The 18,179-nt window shown below is 68.7% G+C and carries 16 protein-coding genes; 8 read left to right on the top strand and 8 right to left on the bottom strand.

From position 1 onward, the window contains the following. Window positions 1–34: 34 nt before the first annotated feature. Window positions 35–553 (top strand): AAA family ATPase, encoded by a 519-nt coding sequence (locus tag EV138_RS20050; RefSeq protein WP_133980392.1) that lies wholly within the window; start codon window positions 35–37, stop codon window positions 551–553. A 50-nt stretch (window positions 554–603) separates the two neighbouring features. Beyond that, entirely contained in the window at window positions 604–2,706 is a 2,103-nt protein-coding gene (locus tag EV138_RS20045) for a molybdopterin-dependent oxidoreductase (protein WP_133980391.1), read from the top strand. Between the two features lie 203 nt (window positions 2,707–2,909). On the opposite strand, the gene EV138_RS20040 is transcribed toward EV138_RS20045, so the two are convergent. After that, window positions 2,910–3,929 carry a LacI family DNA-binding transcriptional regulator gene (locus tag EV138_RS20040; protein WP_133980390.1) on the bottom strand — a complete coding sequence of 340 codons (1,020 nt, stop codon included), beginning with the start codon at window positions 3,927–3,929 and terminating at the stop codon, window positions 2,910–2,912. Window positions 3,930–4,260: 331 nt separating this feature from the next. Here EV138_RS20040 and EV138_RS20035 point away from each other — a divergent pair, with 331 nt between their 5' ends. From EV138_RS20035 to EV138_RS20010, 5 genes are all read left to right on the top strand, one after another. Further along, window positions 4,261–5,007: a sugar phosphate isomerase/epimerase family protein gene (locus tag EV138_RS20035; RefSeq protein WP_133980389.1), complete on the top strand. Its 747-nt coding sequence runs from the start codon at window positions 4,261–4,263 to the stop codon at window positions 5,005–5,007. Then, complete coding sequence (locus EV138_RS20030; RefSeq protein ID WP_133980388.1) at window positions 5,004–6,101, top strand: Gfo/Idh/MocA family protein; 1,098 nt, start codon at window positions 5,004–5,006, stop codon at window positions 6,099–6,101. Before EV138_RS20035 ends, EV138_RS20030 begins: the two co-directional genes overlap by 4 nt. Beyond that, window positions 6,098–6,700 (top strand): SGNH/GDSL hydrolase family protein, encoded by a 603-nt coding sequence (locus EV138_RS20025; protein ID WP_133980387.1) that lies wholly within the window; start codon window positions 6,098–6,100, stop codon window positions 6,698–6,700. The genes EV138_RS20030 and EV138_RS20025 overlap by 4 nt, the downstream gene beginning before the upstream one ends. Window positions 6,701–6,743: 43 nt before the next feature. Beyond that, window positions 6,744–9,218, top strand: coding sequence for a glycoside hydrolase family 2 protein (locus EV138_RS20020; RefSeq protein ID WP_238158244.1), 2,475 nt, complete (start codon window positions 6,744–6,746; stop codon window positions 9,216–9,218). Window positions 9,219–9,486: 268 nt separating this feature from the next. Beyond that, complete coding sequence (locus EV138_RS20010) at window positions 9,487–9,912, top strand: sigma-70 RNA polymerase sigma factor region 4 domain-containing protein (protein WP_133980384.1); 426 nt, start codon at window positions 9,487–9,489, stop codon at window positions 9,910–9,912. Here EV138_RS20010 and EV138_RS20005 read toward each other — a convergent pair. The 6 genes from EV138_RS20005 to EV138_RS19980 all read right to left on the bottom strand — a co-directional run bounded on the left by EV138_RS20005 (window position 9,909) and on the right by EV138_RS19980 (window position 16,028). After that, window positions 9,909–11,435, bottom strand: coding sequence for a GntT/GntP/DsdX family permease (locus EV138_RS20005; RefSeq protein WP_238158243.1), 1,527 nt, complete (start codon window positions 11,433–11,435; stop codon window positions 9,909–9,911). The genes EV138_RS20010 and EV138_RS20005 overlap by 4 nt on opposite strands. A gap of 38 nt (window positions 11,436–11,473) precedes the next feature. Beyond that, the gene (locus EV138_RS20000; RefSeq protein WP_133980383.1) at window positions 11,474–12,694 is read right to left on the bottom strand and encodes a glutathionylspermidine synthase family protein; all 1,221 of its coding nucleotides are present in this window, start codon (window positions 12,692–12,694) and stop codon (window positions 11,474–11,476) included. Then, window positions 12,694–13,095 (bottom strand): hypothetical protein, encoded by a 402-nt coding sequence (locus tag EV138_RS19995; protein WP_133980382.1) that lies wholly within the window; start codon window positions 13,093–13,095, stop codon window positions 12,694–12,696. The genes EV138_RS20000 and EV138_RS19995 overlap by 1 nt, the downstream gene beginning before the upstream one ends. Before the next feature lie 14 nt (window positions 13,096–13,109). After that, a complete protein-coding gene (locus EV138_RS19990; protein WP_133980381.1) occupies window positions 13,110–14,471 on the bottom strand; it encodes an APC family permease in 1,362 nt (453 codons plus the stop codon). A gap of 93 nt (window positions 14,472–14,564) precedes the next feature. Then, a complete protein-coding gene (locus tag EV138_RS19985) occupies window positions 14,565–15,242 on the bottom strand; it encodes a polysaccharide deacetylase family protein (protein ID WP_238158242.1) in 678 nt (225 codons plus the stop codon). A gap of 231 nt (window positions 15,243–15,473) precedes the next feature. Then, window positions 15,474–16,028 carry a GNAT family N-acetyltransferase gene (locus EV138_RS19980; RefSeq protein WP_133980380.1) on the bottom strand — a complete coding sequence of 185 codons (555 nt, stop codon included), beginning with the start codon at window positions 16,026–16,028 and terminating at the stop codon, window positions 15,474–15,476. Window positions 16,029–16,095: 67 nt separating this feature from the next. Between EV138_RS19980 and EV138_RS19975 the strand changes: the two genes are divergently transcribed. Further along, complete coding sequence (locus EV138_RS19975; RefSeq protein ID WP_133980379.1) at window positions 16,096–16,683, top strand: TetR/AcrR family transcriptional regulator; 588 nt, start codon at window positions 16,096–16,098, stop codon at window positions 16,681–16,683. A gap of 3 nt (window positions 16,684–16,686) precedes the next feature. Here EV138_RS19975 and EV138_RS19970 read toward each other — a convergent pair whose 3' ends face one another. After that, complete coding sequence (locus tag EV138_RS19970) at window positions 16,687–18,147, bottom strand: NAD-dependent succinate-semialdehyde dehydrogenase (RefSeq protein WP_133980378.1); 1,461 nt, start codon at window positions 18,145–18,147, stop codon at window positions 16,687–16,689. Between the last annotated feature and the right edge of the window lie 32 nt (window positions 18,148–18,179).

Raw genomic sequence — 18,179 nt, 5'->3', positions numbered from 1 at the left:
ACCAAAACCTCGTCCTGCATGGCACGATCCCCTCATGGAAACCGAGGGGGTGATCGTCGTCAGCGGAATCACGGCGGCCGGCAAGTCCACGGTCTCCCAACTGCTGGCCGAGCGATTCTCCTACGGCGTCCATCTTCGCGGCGATGTGTTCCGCCGGATGATCGTCAGCGGCCAGGCGGCCCGCGACGCCGAGGACGGCGCCGAGGCCCAGAAACAGCTGAAGCTGAGATACCGGCTGGCCTGCCAGGCGGCCGACGGCTATGCCCAGGCCGGTTTCACCGTCGTCCTGCAGGACGTGGTGATCGGCGAACTGCTGCGCGAGTTCCTGGACGGCATCGAGACCCGGCCGCGCTACCTCGTCGTACTGACTCCGCGGCCCGAGGTGATCTCCAACCGGCTCGGTGGCGCACACGACCATTCGGTCGACGAACTCGACTACGAATTGCACGCGTTCTCGCCGAGGCGCGGGCTCTGGCTGGACAACTCCGACCTGTCCCCGCACGAAACGGTCGACGCGATCCTCGGCCGGCTCGACGAAGCACGCTTCGACTGAGCTACGACCAGCCCCTGTCGAGCAACGTTACCGCAGGGTAGTTTGGGCTGATGGCGACCTCTGTGCGCAGGACCTCGTGCAACTTGTGTGAAGCGATCTGCGGCGTGCTGGTCACGGTCGAGGACGGCCGGGTCACCGACATCCGCGGCGACGAGGCCGACCCGCTGTCGCGCGGGCACATCTGCCCGAAGGCGGTCGCGCTCAAGGACCTCCAGGAGGACCCGGACCGGCTGACCAAGCCGGTACGCCGTACTTCGGACGGCTGGGCCGAGCTCGGCTGGGACGAGGCGTACGAACTCATCGCGACCCGGCTCGGCGAGATCCAGCAGGCGCACGGACGCAACGCCGTCGGCGTGTACCTGGGCAATCCGAACGTACACAGCCTCGGCGCGATGACGCACATGCCGACCGTCGTCCGGCTCCTGCGGACCCGCCAGAGGTTCAGCGCGACGTCGGTCGACCAACTGCCGCACATGCTCGCCTCGCACCTGCTCTACGGGCACCAACTGATGGTTCCGGTGGCCGACATCGACCGTACGTCGTACCTGCTGATGCTCGGCGCCAACCCGCTCGCGTCGAACGGCAGCATGATGACCGCACCCGGGTTCGGCCGGCGACTCAAGGACCTTCGCAAACGCGGCGGCCGCGTCGTCGTGATCGACCCGCGGCGGACCGAGACGGCGGCGGTCGCCGACGAACACCATTTCGTCCGGCCCGGCACGGATGCGGCCTTCCTGCTCGCGCTCATCCATCAGGTGATCGCGGACGGCAACGCGAAGCCGGCGCCGTACGTCGATGGGCTGGACAGGGTCGCCGAGGCTGTCCAGGACTGGACGCCGGACGCGGCCGCGCGAATCACCGGGATCGACGCGGAGACCATCCGCCGGATAGCAAGCGAGTTCGCGGCCGCCGACAAGGCTGCTTGTTACGGGCGGCTCGGGGTCTCGGCGCAGCAGTTCGGTGCGGTCTGCCAGTGGGCGGTGCAGGTGCTCAACATCATCACCGGCAACCTCGACCGGCCGGGCGGCACGATGATCCCGCGGCCCGCCGTCGACACGCTGCGCGGGATCGGCCGAGGTCACATCGGCGCTTGGAAGAGCCGGGTCGGCGGGCGGCCCGAGTTCGGCGGCGAACTGCCTGCGGCCGCAATGGCCGAGGAGATCGTGACGCCGGGCGACGGCCAGATCCAGGCGATGGTGACGATCGCGGGCAACCCGGTGCTCTCGACTCCGAACGGGCGGGCCCTCGACGAGGCGCTGGACACGCTGTCGTTCATGGTCTCCGTCGATCCGTACATCAACGAGACCACCCGGCACGCCGACGTGATCCTGCCGCCGACGCCACCGCTCGAGCGGGACCACTACGACTTGGCGTTCCACCAACTCGCAGTACGGAACACTGCTCGGTGGAACGAAGCGGTGCTGCAGCGACCGGCCGATGCGCGGCACGACTGGGAGATCTTCCGGGACCTGGGGTTGGCCCTGTTACGCCGTACGCCGAGAAGCCGGCGGAAGCTTCTGACCTCCCTTCGTCTCCGATTGAATCCGCGCCGCGTGGTCGATCTGGGGCTTCGCGTCGGGCCGTACCGGTTGTCGGTGCGGAAACTGAAGAAGTCGGCGGGCGGTATCGATCTCGGTCCGCTGCAGCCGGCTCTGCCTCGAGCGCTCTACACGAAGAACAAGCGGATCGACCTTGCGCCGGGGCTGATCCTCGAGGGCCTGGATCAGGCTCGGGCGGTGTTGCTCGTCGAGGGCGAGGCCGACGATCTGCTGCTGATCGGGCGACGGCATCTGCGCAGCAACAACTCGTGGATGCACAACTCGGCGCGGCTGGTGAAGGGCAAACCGCGGCACCAGTTGCTGATGAATCCCGACGATCTCAGCAAGCGTGACCTCGAGGACGGTCAACTGGTCCAGGTCAGCTCGGCCGCCGGGTCGGTCGCGGTAGAAGTTGCCGCTAGCAACGACATGATGCCCGGCGTGGTCAGCCTCCCGCACGGCTTCGGCCACGGCCGCCCAGGCGCCCGACTCTCGGTCGCCAACGAGGTGCCGGGCGCCAGCGCCAACGACATCACCGACGCCACCCGCACGGACCCCTTGGCAGGCACCGCCGCCCTGAACGGCGTCCCGGTAACAGTCACCCCAGCCCCCTGACCCGCACCCCCTCGCCTCCCGGCGTGGCGGACCACTCCCACCCCCACCCCGACGCTCCCCAGCGCGGTGCATAGCGCTCACCCCACCCCGTAGCCCCGGCGTGGCGCATCGCACTCCCCCCACCCCATAGCCCCGACGTGGCGCATCGCACTCACCCCACCCCGCGCGCCGCCGGTTCGGCGGCGGCGGGGCGTCGTACCGGGTCAGCTGGGGCGTGGGGGTGGGCCGGAGCTTTGGCGGACTGTGAGGGTTGGGGTGGAGTAGAGGTGCGCCTGGTGTGGCGCGCCGTCGAGGAGGCCGAAGAGGCGGTGGGTGACTTCGGCGCCGTAGGCAACGATGTTGTGGCTCATCGCCGTCAGCGTGGGATGCGTCAGCCGGCACAACGCCGAGTCGTCCCAGGCGATCAGCGTGACATCGCCGGGTGATCTCATCCCGAGCCCGTTGATCGCCGACAGACCGGCCACGGCCATCAGGTCGTTGTCGTAGATCAGCGCGGTCGGCCGGTCGGCGGCCGCCATCAGCTGGCGGGTCGCGGCGGCACCTTCCTCACCGGAGAAGTCGGTGTGCACCACTTGCGCGTCGAGGCCGAGCTCCCGGGTGATCGCCGCGAACGCCTGGTCGCGGATCCAGACGTGCCCGTGTTCGGGCGGTCCGGCGACCCGCGCGATCGACTGGTGCCCGAGCCGGGCGACGTGCTCGACCGCGGCGTTCATCGCGGCGGTGCCGTCGGTCCAGACACACGTCATCCCGTCGGCCAGCGCCGGATGCCCGACCAGGACGGCGGGCAGATCCAGCTTGCGCAGCAACGGGATCCGTGGATCGTCGACGCGGAGATCCACCACGATCACGCCGTCCACCCGGCGTTCCGCGGCCCACTTCCGGTACGTCGCCATCTCGCCGGCCAGGTCCGGGACGACCTGCAGCGCGAGCGCGTACGACTTCTCGCTCAGCACGGACTCCACGCCACCGACGAAGCCCATGTAGAACGGTTCTTCACTGAGGGTCTTGGCCGTCCGGGCCACGACCAGTCCGAAGGTCTCCGACCGCGCGGCCGACAACTGCCGGGCAGCCCGGTTCGGCACCCATTCCAGCTCCGCGGCGACCTTCAGGACCCTTGCCCGGGTGGCCTCGGAGACCCCCGGCTGGTTGTTCAGCGCGTACGAGACCGCGCCTTTGGAGACGCCGGCCCGTCGGGCGATCTCCTTGATCGTGATTCGGGGCACGATGGCCTCCTTCGAACGGGCGGTCCGAACCGTGACGGGCGGTTCGGCAGGCACCCATTGTGCGGCCGCTGCCTACTGATCGTCTCTAGGTAAACGCTTGCCATCACTCTGCGTCATATCGGCGATCCACATCGCCCGGCCGCCACGCAGCGTGAGCAAACTGCGGCAAGCGCTTGCTCACGCGGAGTCGCTCCGGTTCGGACACTGGGATTGAGGGTGGTCGGGCGGGGGGATGCTGGGATAGGCTCAACGCGTTACTTAACCGGTTCGGCAAATGGTCGGAGGCCGCCAAGGGCAGCGGTCGGTGCTTCGGCGACGAGGAGAGAACAACATGGTCGCAGTGGACAACCTGTCCCTCCAGCTCTACACGGTCCGCTACAAGCTGGAAGAGGACTTCGACGCCACGCTGGCCCGGATCGCGGAGATCGGGTACCGGCAGGTCGAGCCCTTCGGCGTGGTCGGGATGGCCGACAAGCTGGCCGAGGCGCTGCCCAAGTACGGACTGTCGGCACCCACGACGCACGCAGGGCTGCTGAAGGAGGACTCGGGCCCGATCTTCGAGGCCGCGAAGCGGCTCGGCATCAGCACGGTGATCGACCCGTTCGTCGACCCGGCGCGCTGGCAGTCGGCCGACGACATCAAGGCGACGGCCGAGGGTCTGAACAAGGCGGCCGCCGAGGCCGCCGAGCACGGCATCACCGTCGGGTACCACAACCACCACTTCGAGCTGGAGTCGGTGATCGACGGCGTGCACGGCCTGGAGATCCTGGCCGAGAACCTGTCCGACGAGGTCATCCTCGAGGTCGACACGTACTGGGCCGCGGTCGGCGGGGCCGACGTACCGGCGCTGCTCGGACGGCTGGGTGACCGGGTCAAGGCGCTGCACATCAAGGACGGCGACGGCACCCTGAACAACAAGGCCCAGGTGGCGGTCGGCGCCGGCAGTATCGCGGTGACCGACATCCTCAAGGCGTCGCCGGGCACGCTGCGCGTGGTCGAGCTGGACGACTTCGAGGGCGAGATCTTCGACGCGGTGGCGGGTAGCTTCAGCTACCTGACCGGGGAGGACGTTGCATGAGCGCGGTCGGCGTAGGCGTGATCGGCGCCGGAGTGATCTCTGACGCCTATCTGAAGAGCATGCAGAGCTTTCCTGACCTGAACGTGCTGGCGATCGGGGACCTGCGGCCGGAAGCGGCCAAGGCGAAGGCCGAGGAGTTCGGGATCGAGACCCATGGTGGTCCCGAGGCCGTGCTCGGTCACCCGGACGTGGAGATCGTGGTCAACCTGACCATCCCGATCGCCCACGTCGAGGTGGCGCTGGCAGCTGTTGCCGCCGGCAAGCATGTGTGGAGCGAGAAGCCGTTCTCGCTCGACCAGGAGAGCGGACTGAAGCTGCTCGCGACCGCTCAGGACGCGGGACTCCGGCTCGGCTGCGCACCGGACACGTTCCTCGGCCCGGGCCTGCAGACGGCCCGGCGGATCATCGACAAGGGCGAGATCGGCGAGCCGCTGACCGCGCTCACGCTGATGCAGTCCCCCGGTCCGGAGTCCTGGCACCCGAACCCGGCGTTCCTGTTCCAGGAAGGGGCCGGCCCGCTGTTCGACATCGGCCCCTACTACCTGACCGCACTGGTGCAGAGCTTCGGCCCGGTCGCCGCCGTGGCGGGCCTGGGTTCCAAGTCGCGGGAGAAGCGCGTGATCGGCTCGGGTCCGCTGCAGGGCCAGGAGTTCGACGTCACCGTGCCGAGCCACGTGAGTGCGATCGCGCGGTTCGAGTCGGGGCAGTCGTCGCAGAGCATCTTCAGCTTCGACTCGCCGCTGCCGCGGACCGGCTTCGTCGAGATCACCGGGATGGACGCGACGCTCGCCCTGCCCGATCCGAACAACTTCGCCGGCGAGATCAAGATCCGCCGGCGCGGCAGTGAGGACTGGGAGACCATCGCCGACCCCAAGGCGACGGCCGAGCGCGGTACCGGCGTACTGGATCTGGCGCGGGCGATCCGGGAGGACCGGCCGCACCGGGCCACCGGGGCGCTGGCGTTCCACGTCGTCGACGTGATGGCCTCCATCACCGAGTCGATCGAGACCGGCGCCTTCGTCGATGTGACCAGCACCGTCGAGGTCCCTGCCGTCCTGCCGGACGACTGGGACGTGCACGCCGCCACCTTATGAGCGACGGCCTTCTGGGTCCCCGGCGAACCGTCGTGTTCGCCGGGGACTCCATCACGGACTGCGGCCGCCGGGCAGACCCGGCCGGCCTCGGCGACGGCTACGTCCGGAACCTGTACGACGACCTCGCGGCGAGCCGGCCGCGGATCGTCAACGTCGGCATCAGCGGCAACCGCGCGGTCGACCTGGTCGAGCGGTGGAAGCAAGATGTCCTGACCCACCAGCCGGACCTGGTGTCCGTGCTGGTCGGCATCAACGACACCTGGCGCCGCTACGACAAGGACGACCCGACCTCGACCGGGGACTTCGAGGCGTCGTACCGCGAACTGCTGGAACCGCTGACGGCCAAGCTGGTCCTGGTCGAGCCGTTCCTGGTGGCGGTGAAACCCGAGCAGCGCGGCTGGCGCGACGACCTGGATCCCAAGATCGAGGTGGTCAGGCGGCTCGCGGCGGAGTACGACGCTCTGCTGGTGCCGGCCGACGTGGAGTTCAACCGGCAGGCACTGACCGTCGGCGCGACCACGCTCGCCTACGACGGCGTCCACCCGACGGCCGCTGGGCACCGGCTGCTCGCCGACCTCTGGCGCCGTACCGTCAGCTGACCGTAAACCGCTTCAGCTCCTTCTTCCGAAAGCGATGCAAGCTGTGACTTCTACGCTCCGAACCGTTCCGTTGACCACCGACGGCGGTGCCGCCTGGACCGTGCGGGCGGTCGACGGACCGGTACCGGACCGGCACAGCGCGCTGCTCGCGGCGCCGGTGGCGGCGACCGTGCCGGGTGAGGTGCACACCGACCTGCTCGCGGCCGGGGTGATCCCGGACCCGTTCGACGGCGACAACGAAGCCCAGCTGGCCTGGATCGGGAAGACCGGCTGGAGCTACCGGACCGTGTTCGACTGGGAAGCCGACGAGCACGCGGTCCAGGAACTCGTCGCCGACGGTCTCGACACCGCCGCCCGGATCACTTTGAACGGCACCGAACTCGGCCGGACCTGCAACCAGCACCGGTCGTACCGGTTCCCGGTCACCGGCCTGCTCGTTGCCGAGCGCAACGAGCTGGTGATCGAGTTCGCGTCGCCGGTCGTGACGGCCAACCGGCTGCGCGACGAGTCCGGGATGTGGCCGCACACGAATCTCCATCCCTACAACGCGATCCGCAAGATGGCGAGCAACTTCGGCTGGGACTGGGGAATCGACGTGGCGACCGCCGGCATCTGGCGGCCGCTCCGGATCGAGTCGTGGAGCGGCGTACGGATCGACTCGGTCCGGCCGCTCGCCGGGCTGGACCGCGACCACGGCGTACTGGACACCAAGATCGCACTCGCATGGGCGGACGGAGCGAGCGACGACGCGACCGTGACTGTCGAGGTCGGCGGCACGATCACCGAGATGACGGTGCCCGCGGGAACGGCCGAGGTCGGCGTCACTTCGACGATCGACGCGGTGGACCGGTGGTGGCCGCGCGGGTACGGCGAGCAGCCGCTGTACGACGTACAGGTGTCGCTCGCGGCCGGGGCGGCTTCGGACGCGTGGAACGGGCGGGTCGGGTTCCGCACGGTCACGATGAACGTGGCGCCGGACGAGCACGGCGGGCCGTTCGTCCTGTCGGTCAACGGCAAGCCGGTCTACGTGCGCGGGGCGAACTGGATTCCGGACGATGCCTTCGTCACCAGGCTGAATCGTTCGACGTACGAGAAGAGCATCACCGACGCGGTCGACGCGAACATGAACCTGCTGCGCGTGTGGGGCGGCGGGATCTACGAGAGCGACGACTTCTACGACGTCTGCGACGAACTCGGCGTGCTGGTGTGGCAGGACTTCCTGTTCGCCTGCGCGGCGTACTCCGAGGACGAGCCGCTGTGGAGCGAGGTGGAAGCCGAGGCGCGACAGGCCGTCACCCGGTTGAGCCGGCACGCGAGCCTCGCCTTGTGGAACGGCAACAACGAGAACATCTGGGGGTACGTCGAGTGGGGCTGGCGCGCGCCGCTGGCCGGCCGGCCGTGGGGCGAGAAGTACTACTTCGACCTACTGCCGGGGATCGTGGCGGAACTCGACCCGCGGACGCCGTACTCGCCGGGTAGCCCGTTCTCGTACGACCGGTACATTCACCCGAACGACGAGCGCAACGGCACCATGCACATCTGGGACGTCTGGAACCAGGTGGACTACTCGACGTACCGGATGTACAAGCCCCGGTTCGTCTCCGAGTTCGGCTTCCAGGGACCACCGGCCTGGTCGACGCTCACCTCGGTCGTGCACGACGAGCCGCTCGACCCGTACGGCGAACAGATGCTGGTGCACCAGAAGGCCTTCGAGGGCAATCTCAAACTCGAGCGCGGCCTCGGCGACCACCTGCCCAAGTGGGACGGGATCGACGACTGGCACTGGACCACCCAGCTGAACCAGGCAAGAGCAGTTGCCTACGGCATCGAACACTTCCGCAGCCTGTTCCCGTTGAACACCGGCGCGATCGTCTGGCAGCTGAACGACAACTGGCCGGTCGTCTCCTGGGCCGCCGTCGACGGCCACGGCATCCGCAAACCGCTGTGGTTCGCCCTTCGCCACGCGTACGCCGACCGCCTGCTCACCGTGCAGCCGCGAGAAGACGGCCCGGTAGTTGCCGCGCACAACGACACGGACGTCGCCTGGAGCACCGAGGTCACGGTCACCCGCCGGAGCACCCTCGACGACACGATCCACGCCGGCGAAACCTTCGCCCTGGAGGTCCCGGCCCGCTCCAACACCCTCAACGCGCTCCCGGCATCGATCGCCACCCCCGCCGACCCGACCGCGGAGTACGTCGAAGTCCGCACGGCCGACGGCGCCACGGCGTACTGGTACTTCGTCGAGGACACCGCCCTGCGACTCCTCGCCGCGCCCTACACCACCGAGGTGACCGCAACCCCCGAGGGCTACGACGTCACCGTCAGGGCCACCGCTCTCACCAAGGACCTGGCCCTCTTCCCGGACCGCCTCGACGCAGCGGCCCGGGTCGACTCCTCCCTGATCACCCTCACCCCCGGCACCACCCACACCTTCCACGTCACCGGCACAACCAGCACCCCGCACAGTGTCACCAGCCCGCTCCTGCGCTCGGCGAACGACCTGATCGCACGCTGACACCAGAGCGTTTTACCCCGGCTATACATTGAGAATTTAGCCGGGGTAAATTACCCTGCATGGTGAAGGCGGCGAAGTATCGCGTACTGGCGGCAGCGCTGCGGCGGAACGGCTGTGTAGTGCGGCAGGGGAAAGGTGATCACGAGGTCTGGACCTGTGGTTGCGGTGAGAGTCACCGGGTTGTGCTCACCCAGACAACCACCATCTCACCAGGGCTGGTCCGCCAGACCATCCAGCGACTGCCGTGCTTGCCGAAAGGGTGGTTGAAGTGACGAAGACGTACGAGGTGACAGCTCGGCGGTGGGCTCAGGGGTGGGAATTGCATGTCGCCGGGGTCGGGGTGACGCAATGCCAGCCGCTGGCGGATGCCGACCGGATGGCGCGTGACTATCTCGCGACCGAGCTCGGTGGCGAGCCTGAGGACTACACCGTCGATGTCCGGCCCGATCTTGGCGGCATCGAGGTCGAAGCGGCCGCCGTACGTCAGCGGATGCTGGACGCCCAGGCCGCTGTCGACCGGGCTGCCGACGACATGCGCCAGGTGGTGCGGAAGCTCCGAGGAGACGGTCTCTCGGTCCGCGACACCGCGACGATCCTCGAGGTGTCGCCGGGCCGCGTATCGCAACTCGCCAACGATCATCCGAAGACGAGGAAGGCCGTTCCGCGGGTGAAGGTACCCCGCCAAGTCGCCTAGAAGATCAGTGAGAGGAGGAGGGTGAGGGCCAGGCCCATGACGGAGATGATGGTTTCCATCACGGACCAGGTTTTGATGGTTTCGCCGACGGTGAGGCCGAAGTACTCCTTGACCAGCCAGAAGCCGGCGTCGTTGACGTGGGAGAAGAACAGCGAGCCGGCGCCGATGGCCAGGACGACCAGGGCGACGTTGGTGTCGTTCAGGCCGGCCGCCAACGGCGCCACGATGCCGGCGGCCGTGACGGTTGCCACCGTCGCTGAGCCGGTGGCGAGGCGGATCAGGACCGCGACGATCCAGCCGAGCACCAACGCGGACAGGCTGGCGGCGACGGCGATCTTCGCGATCGCCGTACCGGTTCCGCCGTCGACGAGGACCTGCTTGAAGCCGCCGCCGGCGCCGACGATGAGCAGGACCCCGACGATCGGGAAGAGGCTCTCGCCGATCTTCTTGCTCAGCACCGAGACCGTGAAGCCGACCGCGGTACCGAAGGTGTACATCGCGAGCAGTACGGCGATCAGCAGCGCGACGACGGGGTCTCCGATGAACGCCAGGAACGGGTAGAGCGCCGCGTCCTTGCTCATCCAGACATCCGCGGCGGCCTTGAGCAGCATCAGCACCACCGGCGACAACACGGTGACGAGGGTCCACGCGAAGCTCGGGCTCCTCGTCGCCGTCGGGTCCTGCGCCGTACCGGCTTCCTCGGCGCCCGACACCTCCTCCAGGCCGTCAGCTGCTCCGGGACCCCGGACCGGCCCGTCCTGCACGCGGGACACTCCGGCCGAACCGCCACCCCCGACACCAACGCCACCGCTGCGAGTCCCGCTCGTCACCGCGAGGGCCGCGCCGGATGCACCGATCGGCACCCACTGCGCGGCAAAGCGCGCAAAAACCGGTCCAGCCACGGCCACCGACGGAATCGCGACCAGCAGACCGAGTGCCAGCGTGATCCCCACATTTCCCTGCAGGATGCCGATCGCCGCCAGCGGCCCCGGGTGCGGCGGCACGAACCCGTGCAACACCGACAGACCGGCAAGCGCCGGAATCCCCAGCAGCATCGCCCTGCCCCCGGACCGGCGGACGGCGAGCATCACGATCGGGATCAGCAGCACCAGCCCGATCTCGAAGAACATCGGGATCCCGATGATCCCGGCGATCAGCGCCATCTTCCAGGGCAGCGTGGCGGGCCGGCCGCGCAGCAGCGTGTCCACCACCTTGTCGGCGCCGCCGGAGTCCGCGAGCAGCTTGCCGAGCATCGCCCCGAGGGCGATCAGCACCCCGACGTACCCGAGGACACCGCCGACCCCGTTCTCGTACGACTTGGTCACCCCGCCGGCCGCGATCCCCGAGGCCAGCCCGACGAACAGCGCGCCGATCGTCAGCGCGAGGAACGCGTGCAACTTCAGCGCCACGATCAACGCGACGATCAGCGCGATCCCGATCACCGCGACGATCAGGACCCTGGTGTCGTGCCCGTTCCAGGGCGCGTTCACATCCCCGGCCATGGCCAGCTGAGCAAGCTTCATGGGACACCGCCTTTCCTACTTCTGGGGTGCCCCTCAAGCTAGGAGTTCAACCAGGATCGGATCGTTTCCTCGTCCGGGCGCGCCTCGGTGCCGATCGCGTGCGGGACGAAGCGGGCGTAGTAGTCGGTGATCGGCCCGTCGGATTCGCGCACCATCATCCCGGCGGCGACCCCGTCGACGACCCAGCTGCCGATCACGGCCCGGTTCCCCTCGTACGACGGCAGCGGGTGCCACTCCTGGTAGACCATCGTGTCCGTGTCGTACGGACCCGACTGGATGTGGTCGTCGGGGTCGGTGATCGTGTGGATCCGGATGTTGCTGCCCTCGCGACCGTGCAGCGGCTTGGCGACCCATTCGAGCAGGTCGCCGGGCGAGCCGAAGTACGCCGGCAGCAGGTTCGGGTGGTCCGGGTAGAGCTCCCAGAGCACCGGCAGGATCGCCTTGGTGGACAGCATCGTCTTCCAGATCGGCTCGATCCACTGCACGGGTTCGCGCTCGACGCCGGCCAGGATGTACTTGCCGAACTCGTCGTCGAGCATGTCCTCCCACGGGTACAACTTGAACGCGGTCCGGATCTTCCGCCCGCCCCAGTCCACGAAGGCGCGCTGCGTCGACTCCCAGCCCAGATCCTCGATCTCGTGCCCGTACGTCGCCAGCCCCGCCATCGCCGCGGTGTCGCGCAGGTAGGCGACCGTCATCGCCTCCTCGCCGGTCGTCTCCGCCGCCGAGTTGAAGAAGTGTGCCTCGTTGCCTGGGAAGGCTCCCGCGGTACGCCGTTCGCTCCACCACTTGACCAGGCGATCGTGCACCGAGTTCCACTGGTCGGCGTCGGGGAACACGTCCTCGAGCCAGTTCCACTGGATCACCGCGGACTCCAGCAGCCCGGTCGGGGTGTCGCCGTTGATCTCCAGCATCTTCGGCTCGACCCCGGACCAGGCCAGGTCGAACCGCGCGTACACCGACAGGTCCTGGCGTTTCAGCGACTGCTCCACCAGCGACAGCGTTCCGGACGCCAGGCCGAGTTGGGAGTCACTGAACCTGGTCACCATCACCGAGGCGGCGTGCTTGCACATCTCGTAGAGCTCCTCGGTGACGCGCTCGAGGTGCAGCACCTCGTCCATCGTCACCTCGTACCAGGCGCTCTCGTTCCAGTACGGGCGTTCGCTGCCGTCGGGCATGTCCGTCATCGGGAACACCAGGCCCTGCTCGACGACCTTGTCCTTCCAGCCGGGTCGCGGCCGGATCGAGTGCCGCCACATCAGCCGCCGGAGCCTCCCTTGCCCGCCTTGCCGAAGCCACCGCGGGTGATCTTGCCGATGTCGCCGCCCTTGGTGTCCAGCCCGCCGCGCTTGATCGTCGGCGAACCGCTGCCGCCCGGGCGTGAGCTGGGGATCGTGTAGGTCCCTTGGCCGGTGTTGTAGCGCCCGCCGATCGGCGGCACGAGCCCGCCACCACGGGTGGCCATGTAGAACCAGAAGAATCCCGCACCCGACCCGTGGTACTCGCGTTCGTCCTTGCAGTTGTCGTCCTCGGTGCGCTGCTGGGTCTGCGGGTCGACGCAGATCGCGGCGTAGTCGGGCTGGTCGTCGTCGCTGGAGCAGCCGGACAGCGAGGCCGCGACCAGGGCCGTCAGGCCGAGCGTGATCCCGGCACTCCGCATCCTTCGGCGTTCCGTCAAGAGCTTGCCTCCCCCTCAGCGGGCGGCTTCATCGAGTACATGATGATCGCGCCCACCACCATCGTCACACCGACCACAACCAGCGAACCCGTGGCCGCGTTGGCGACCGCGAGCACCAGGACGGTGACGAACCCGGCCGTCGCCAGCAGCGGAACGACCACTCGCTGCAGCACCCGGCCGCGGATCTCACCGCTGAAGTAGACCGGTACTGCGAGCGCGGTCGCCAGGTAGTACAGGGAGACGAGGATGGACACCGCACCGACCGAGTCGGCCAGCACCGCGTCCGAGGTGAGCACCAGCACCACATAGATCAGCAGGCTCACTCCGGCGAACACCCAGGTGGCGACGCTCGGTGTCTGGAAGCGCGCCGAGATCCGGGCGAACTGCCCGGGGAACGCGTCCCGGCGGGCCATCGACAGCATCGTCCGCGCGGTCGGCAGGATCGTGGTCTGCGTCGAGGCGAGTGCCGACGCCAGTACCGCGAGGAGCAGCAGCTTGCCGCCGGCCGTGCCGAGCAGGTCGCCGGCCAGCACCGAGAAGAAGTCGCCGTCCGAGACGTCCGCGAGCGCATCGGTTCCGGCGTACGCGATCGCCGACCAGGCGACGACGACGTACAGGACGACCAGGATCACGTTCGCAGCAAGGGCTGCGACGGCCGGCGTACGGCGGGGGTCGCGCGTCTCCTCGTTGACGCTGAAGGACGAGTCCCAGCCCCAGTAGAGGAACACCGCGATCAGCAGGCCGGTCGACCAGCTCACCTCGCTCGTGGTCGAGGCCGGCGGGATGGTGAAGGAGTCCGCCACCCAGAAGGCGTTGACGGCGAACCACAGCAGCGCGAGCAGTTCGACGCCGAGCAGCAGCAACTGGGTCCACGCGGCGATCCGGATGCCGCGGTACGCGAGGACGGCCATCCCGGCGATGAACACCGCACCGAGACCGGCCTGGGCGACCCGCGAGTCAGCGGCACCGTCGAGTCCGAACAACACGTACGTGTAGACGGAGGCGACCTGGGCCAGGTTCCCCATCACCAGGACGCAGGCCATCACGGTGGTCCAGCCGACCATCCGGCCGATCCCGCGGCCGAACGCCTTCTCGGTCCAGCGGAACGTCGTACCGCAGTCCGGCTGGGCCGCGTTCAGCTCCCGGAAGCACAGCGCCATCAGGATCACCGGGATCGCGCTGACGGCGAGCACCTGCGGAGTGGCCGCGCCGACCGTCCCGGCGAGCAGCCCGACGGAGACGGCCAGCGAGTACGCCGGCGCGGTCGACGACATCCCGATCGCGGTGGAGGCGCGCAGCCCGAGCGCGCCCTTGCGCAGACTCCGGCCCCGCGAGCGCGAGTCGGGGATCGTCGTCATGGTCCCCCAGACTGCCATGCCGGCTCGCCAACACCGACCAACCCGCCGAAACGGGCTGCCCGCAGGCTCGCCGGGTCAGGCGCTGCGGGGGTGTCAGCCGGCCATCAGCTGGGTGACGGTGACGAGGGTGTAGCCGCGGGCGCGGAGAGTGCGGACGATCTCGGGGATCGCCTCGTCCGTGAAGGGTGCGTTGTCGCCGCCGTGCATGTGCAGCACGACGATCGAGCCGTTCTGGACGTGCGAGAGGACTTGCTTGATGACCGGCTTCGGCGACTTCGCGAACCCGTCGGCGCCCGGCACGTCCAGGCCGACCGCGGTGACCCCGGCGGGGGCGAGTTCGTGCAGCGCGGTGCCGTCGTAGCAGCCGCCCGGGAACCGGAACCACCTCGTCGCGTGCGCATCTAGCTTGTCGAGGATCTCGATGGCCCGGCGTACGTCGGTGAGCATCTCGGCGGCCGGGACCGTGCCGAGTGTGTAGCAGTGCTTGGTGAAGCCGCGGTGGTCGTAGGTGTGCGTGCCGAGCTCGAACAGCGGATCCGCCGCCAGTTCGCGGGTGCGGTCCGGGTACTGCTCCATCCACATCCCGGTGAGGAACAGGGTCGCTGGGACCTTCATCGCCCGGAGCTCGTTGATCAAGGCCTCGTTGTAGTACGAGTGGACCTTGCCGCGCTGGAGACGGGTGCGCATCAGGGCGGTGAGATCGGCGTCGAAGGTGAGCGCGATCCGCCGCTTGTCCCGCGGCCCGTGCTGCACGACCGGCAGCAGGCTCACACCGTGCGACTCCCCCGGCCTGACACTGGGCGTACTAGGAGCAGTTGACGTTGGCCTAGCACCAGGCTTACTAGGTTGCGTTGGCGTAGTACTGGCCGGAAAGGTTCGGTCCGGTGTGGGTGTCGCGGTCGGTGAATCCCTGCAACCTGTCAGTACTACGCACGCCGTCGCGACGAGTGCCGCGATCCTGATCCCCCGATGGCCAGTCACGATCCCCCAGTATGCCCCGGGTCAGGCCCAGGACCGGTGCTCCCACTCGTCGCGCACCAGAGCCCAGATCTGCACGTCGTGGATCTCGCCGCGATAGGGGAAGGCCTGCCGCAGAGTGCCCTCGAGCGTCATCCCGAGCCGCTTGGCGACGGCGCCGCTGCGCGCGTTGTCCGGTACGCAGCGCCATTCCACCCGGTTCATCCCGCGGACGCCGATCGCCCAGTCGATCAGCTGTTGGGTGGCCCGGGTGACCAGCCCGCGACCCTCCGCCTCGGCCGACAGCCAGACCCCGATCTCACAGCTGCCCCAGGCCACCTCGAAGGTCCGGAACAGCAACCCGCCGACGAGTTCGCCGGCCAGCCAGATGCCGTAGATCCGGCCCTCGCCCGCCGCCTGGCGATCGGCGTACCGCTGCAGGAAGGACCTGGCCCCGTCCTCGTCGACGACCAGGTCGGCCCAGGAGATGTACGGCTCGATGTTCTTCCGGGCCTTGTCGACGTGCGCCAGGAACTCACCGGCCTGCCACGGCTCGAGCGGCCGGAGTTCGGCGTCGTCGGTGATCTTGAACGTGAACATGAGCGGCCTCCCGAAGTACATAACAAACGTTAGGTACGTACTATAGCCCGCAAGGAGGTGACGGCGGATGCCGGCGAAGACCGATCACGAGGCCAGGCGGCGCGACGTGTCGGCCGCGGTCTGGCGGGTGCTGGCCGAGGCAGGGTTCGGTGGACTCACCCTGCGCGCGGTGGCGGCCGAACTGGGCGCGACCACCGGACTGGTGACGCACTACTTCCCCTCCAAGCAGGCGCTGATCGTGCACGCCTTGGAGCTGGCGGAGACGCATACCCGGGCCCTCGTTCCGGAGTACGAAGGGCGAGGTCTGGAGGCGCTGCGGTCCGCCCTGGCCGCGGTCCTCCCGCTGACCCCCGAGGGCACGGAGATCAACCGGGTGTGGGTCAGTTCCTGGGACGCAGCCTTGGCGGACCCCGAACTCCACGCACTGGAGAAGGCCCGCTACAAACGCTGGCGGGCTCGACTCAAGCCGCTCGTCGTCGACGCGCAGGACGACGGCGACCTACCAGCAGGCGATCCGGACGACCTCGTGGCAGGGCTCGCCGCGTTCACCCACGGACTCGTAGTACAGGCGCTCTTCGACCCGCGAGCGTTCCCTCACAAGCGGCTCACAGCACTGCTCGACGCCCACCTCACAGCGCTGAGCCCGCAGGGTTGAGCTTCAGTCGAGGGCTACGGCGATGTACTTCACGTCGAGGTACTCGTCGATGCCGACGCTGCCGCCTTCTCGGCCCAGACCGGACTGCTTGACGCCGCCGAAGGGAGCCGCCGGGTTGGAGACGATGCCCTGGTTGAGGCCGACCATGCCGCTCTCGAGGGCTTCCGAGACCCGCAGGGCCCGGCTGAGGTCCTTGGTGAACAGGTACGACACCAGGCCGAACTCGGTGTCGTTCGCCATCCGGATCGCCTCGTCCTCGTCGTCGAACGCGGTCAGCGGCGCGACCGGCCCGAAGATCTCCTCCTTCTGCAGCCGCGCACTCGCCGGTACGCCGGCCAGTACCGTCGGCGGATAGAAGTACCCGTTGCCCTCAGCAACCGATCCGCCGAGCAGTACGTCGGCGCCCTGGGACACCGCGTCGTCGACCAGCTCGGCCACCTTGTCGCGCTGCTTCGCATCGATCAGCGGGCCGACGTCGACGCCGTCGCCGGTCCCGCGGCCGACCTTCAGCGCCTTCATCCGCTCGGTCAGCTTCGCGCCGAACGTGTCGATCACCGACGAGTGCACGTAGATCCGGTTCGCCGCCGTACAGGCCTCACCGCCGTTGCGCATCTTCGCCAGCATCGTGCCCTCGACCGCCTTGTCCAGATCCGCGTCCTCGAACACGATCAGCGGCGCGTTCCCGCCGAGCTCCATGCTGGTGCGCAGCACCTGGTCGGCGGACTGCTCGATCAGCTTCTTGCCGACCGGCGTCGATCCGGTGAAGGACAGCTTGCGGGCGCGCCCGTCCTTGATCAGCGGCTCCATCACCCCACCGGAATCGCTGGTGGTGACCACGTTCAGTACGCCGGCCGGCAACCCGGCCTCGGTCATCAGCTCGGCCAGCTTCAGCATCGACAACGGCGTCTGCGCGGCCGGCTTGATCACCATCGTGCAGCCGGCCGCGACCGCCGGGCCGATCTTGCGGGCGCCCATCGCGGCCGGGAAGTTCCACGGGGTGATCAGCAGGCACGGGCCGACCGGCTGCCGCAGGACGACGAAGCGGCCCTTGCCGTTCGGGGCGATCTGGTAGCCGCCGTCGATCCGGACGGCCTCCTCGGAGAACCAGCGGAAGAACTCCGCGGCGTACGCGATCTCGCCCTTCGACTCGGCGACCGGCTTGCCCATCTCCAGCGTCATCAGCAGAGCCAGCTCGTCGGCGCGAGCCGTCATCAGCTCGAACGAGCGCCGCAGGATCTCGCCGCGATCGCGAGGCGGGGTCGCGGCCCACTCGGCCTGTGCGGCGACGGCGGCGTCCAGTGCCGCCAGTCCGTCGGCGACACCGGCGTCGGCCACCGAGCAGAGCGTCTCTCCGGTGGCCGGGTCCTCGACCGCCAGCGTCTTACCGCTCTCGGCGGCCTGCCACTTGCCCCCGATGAACAGGTCGGTGGGACACGCTTCGATGACTTCCTGCTCTCGCGACATCTGCTCTGCCTCTCCACGGCTGCTACTAGTCG

This window comes from Kribbella voronezhensis (genome assembly GCF_004365175.1).
GTDB lineage: Bacteria > Actinomycetota > Actinomycetes > Propionibacteriales > Kribbellaceae > Kribbella > Kribbella voronezhensis.
This window is presented reverse-complemented; position numbering and strand designations above follow the sequence as displayed.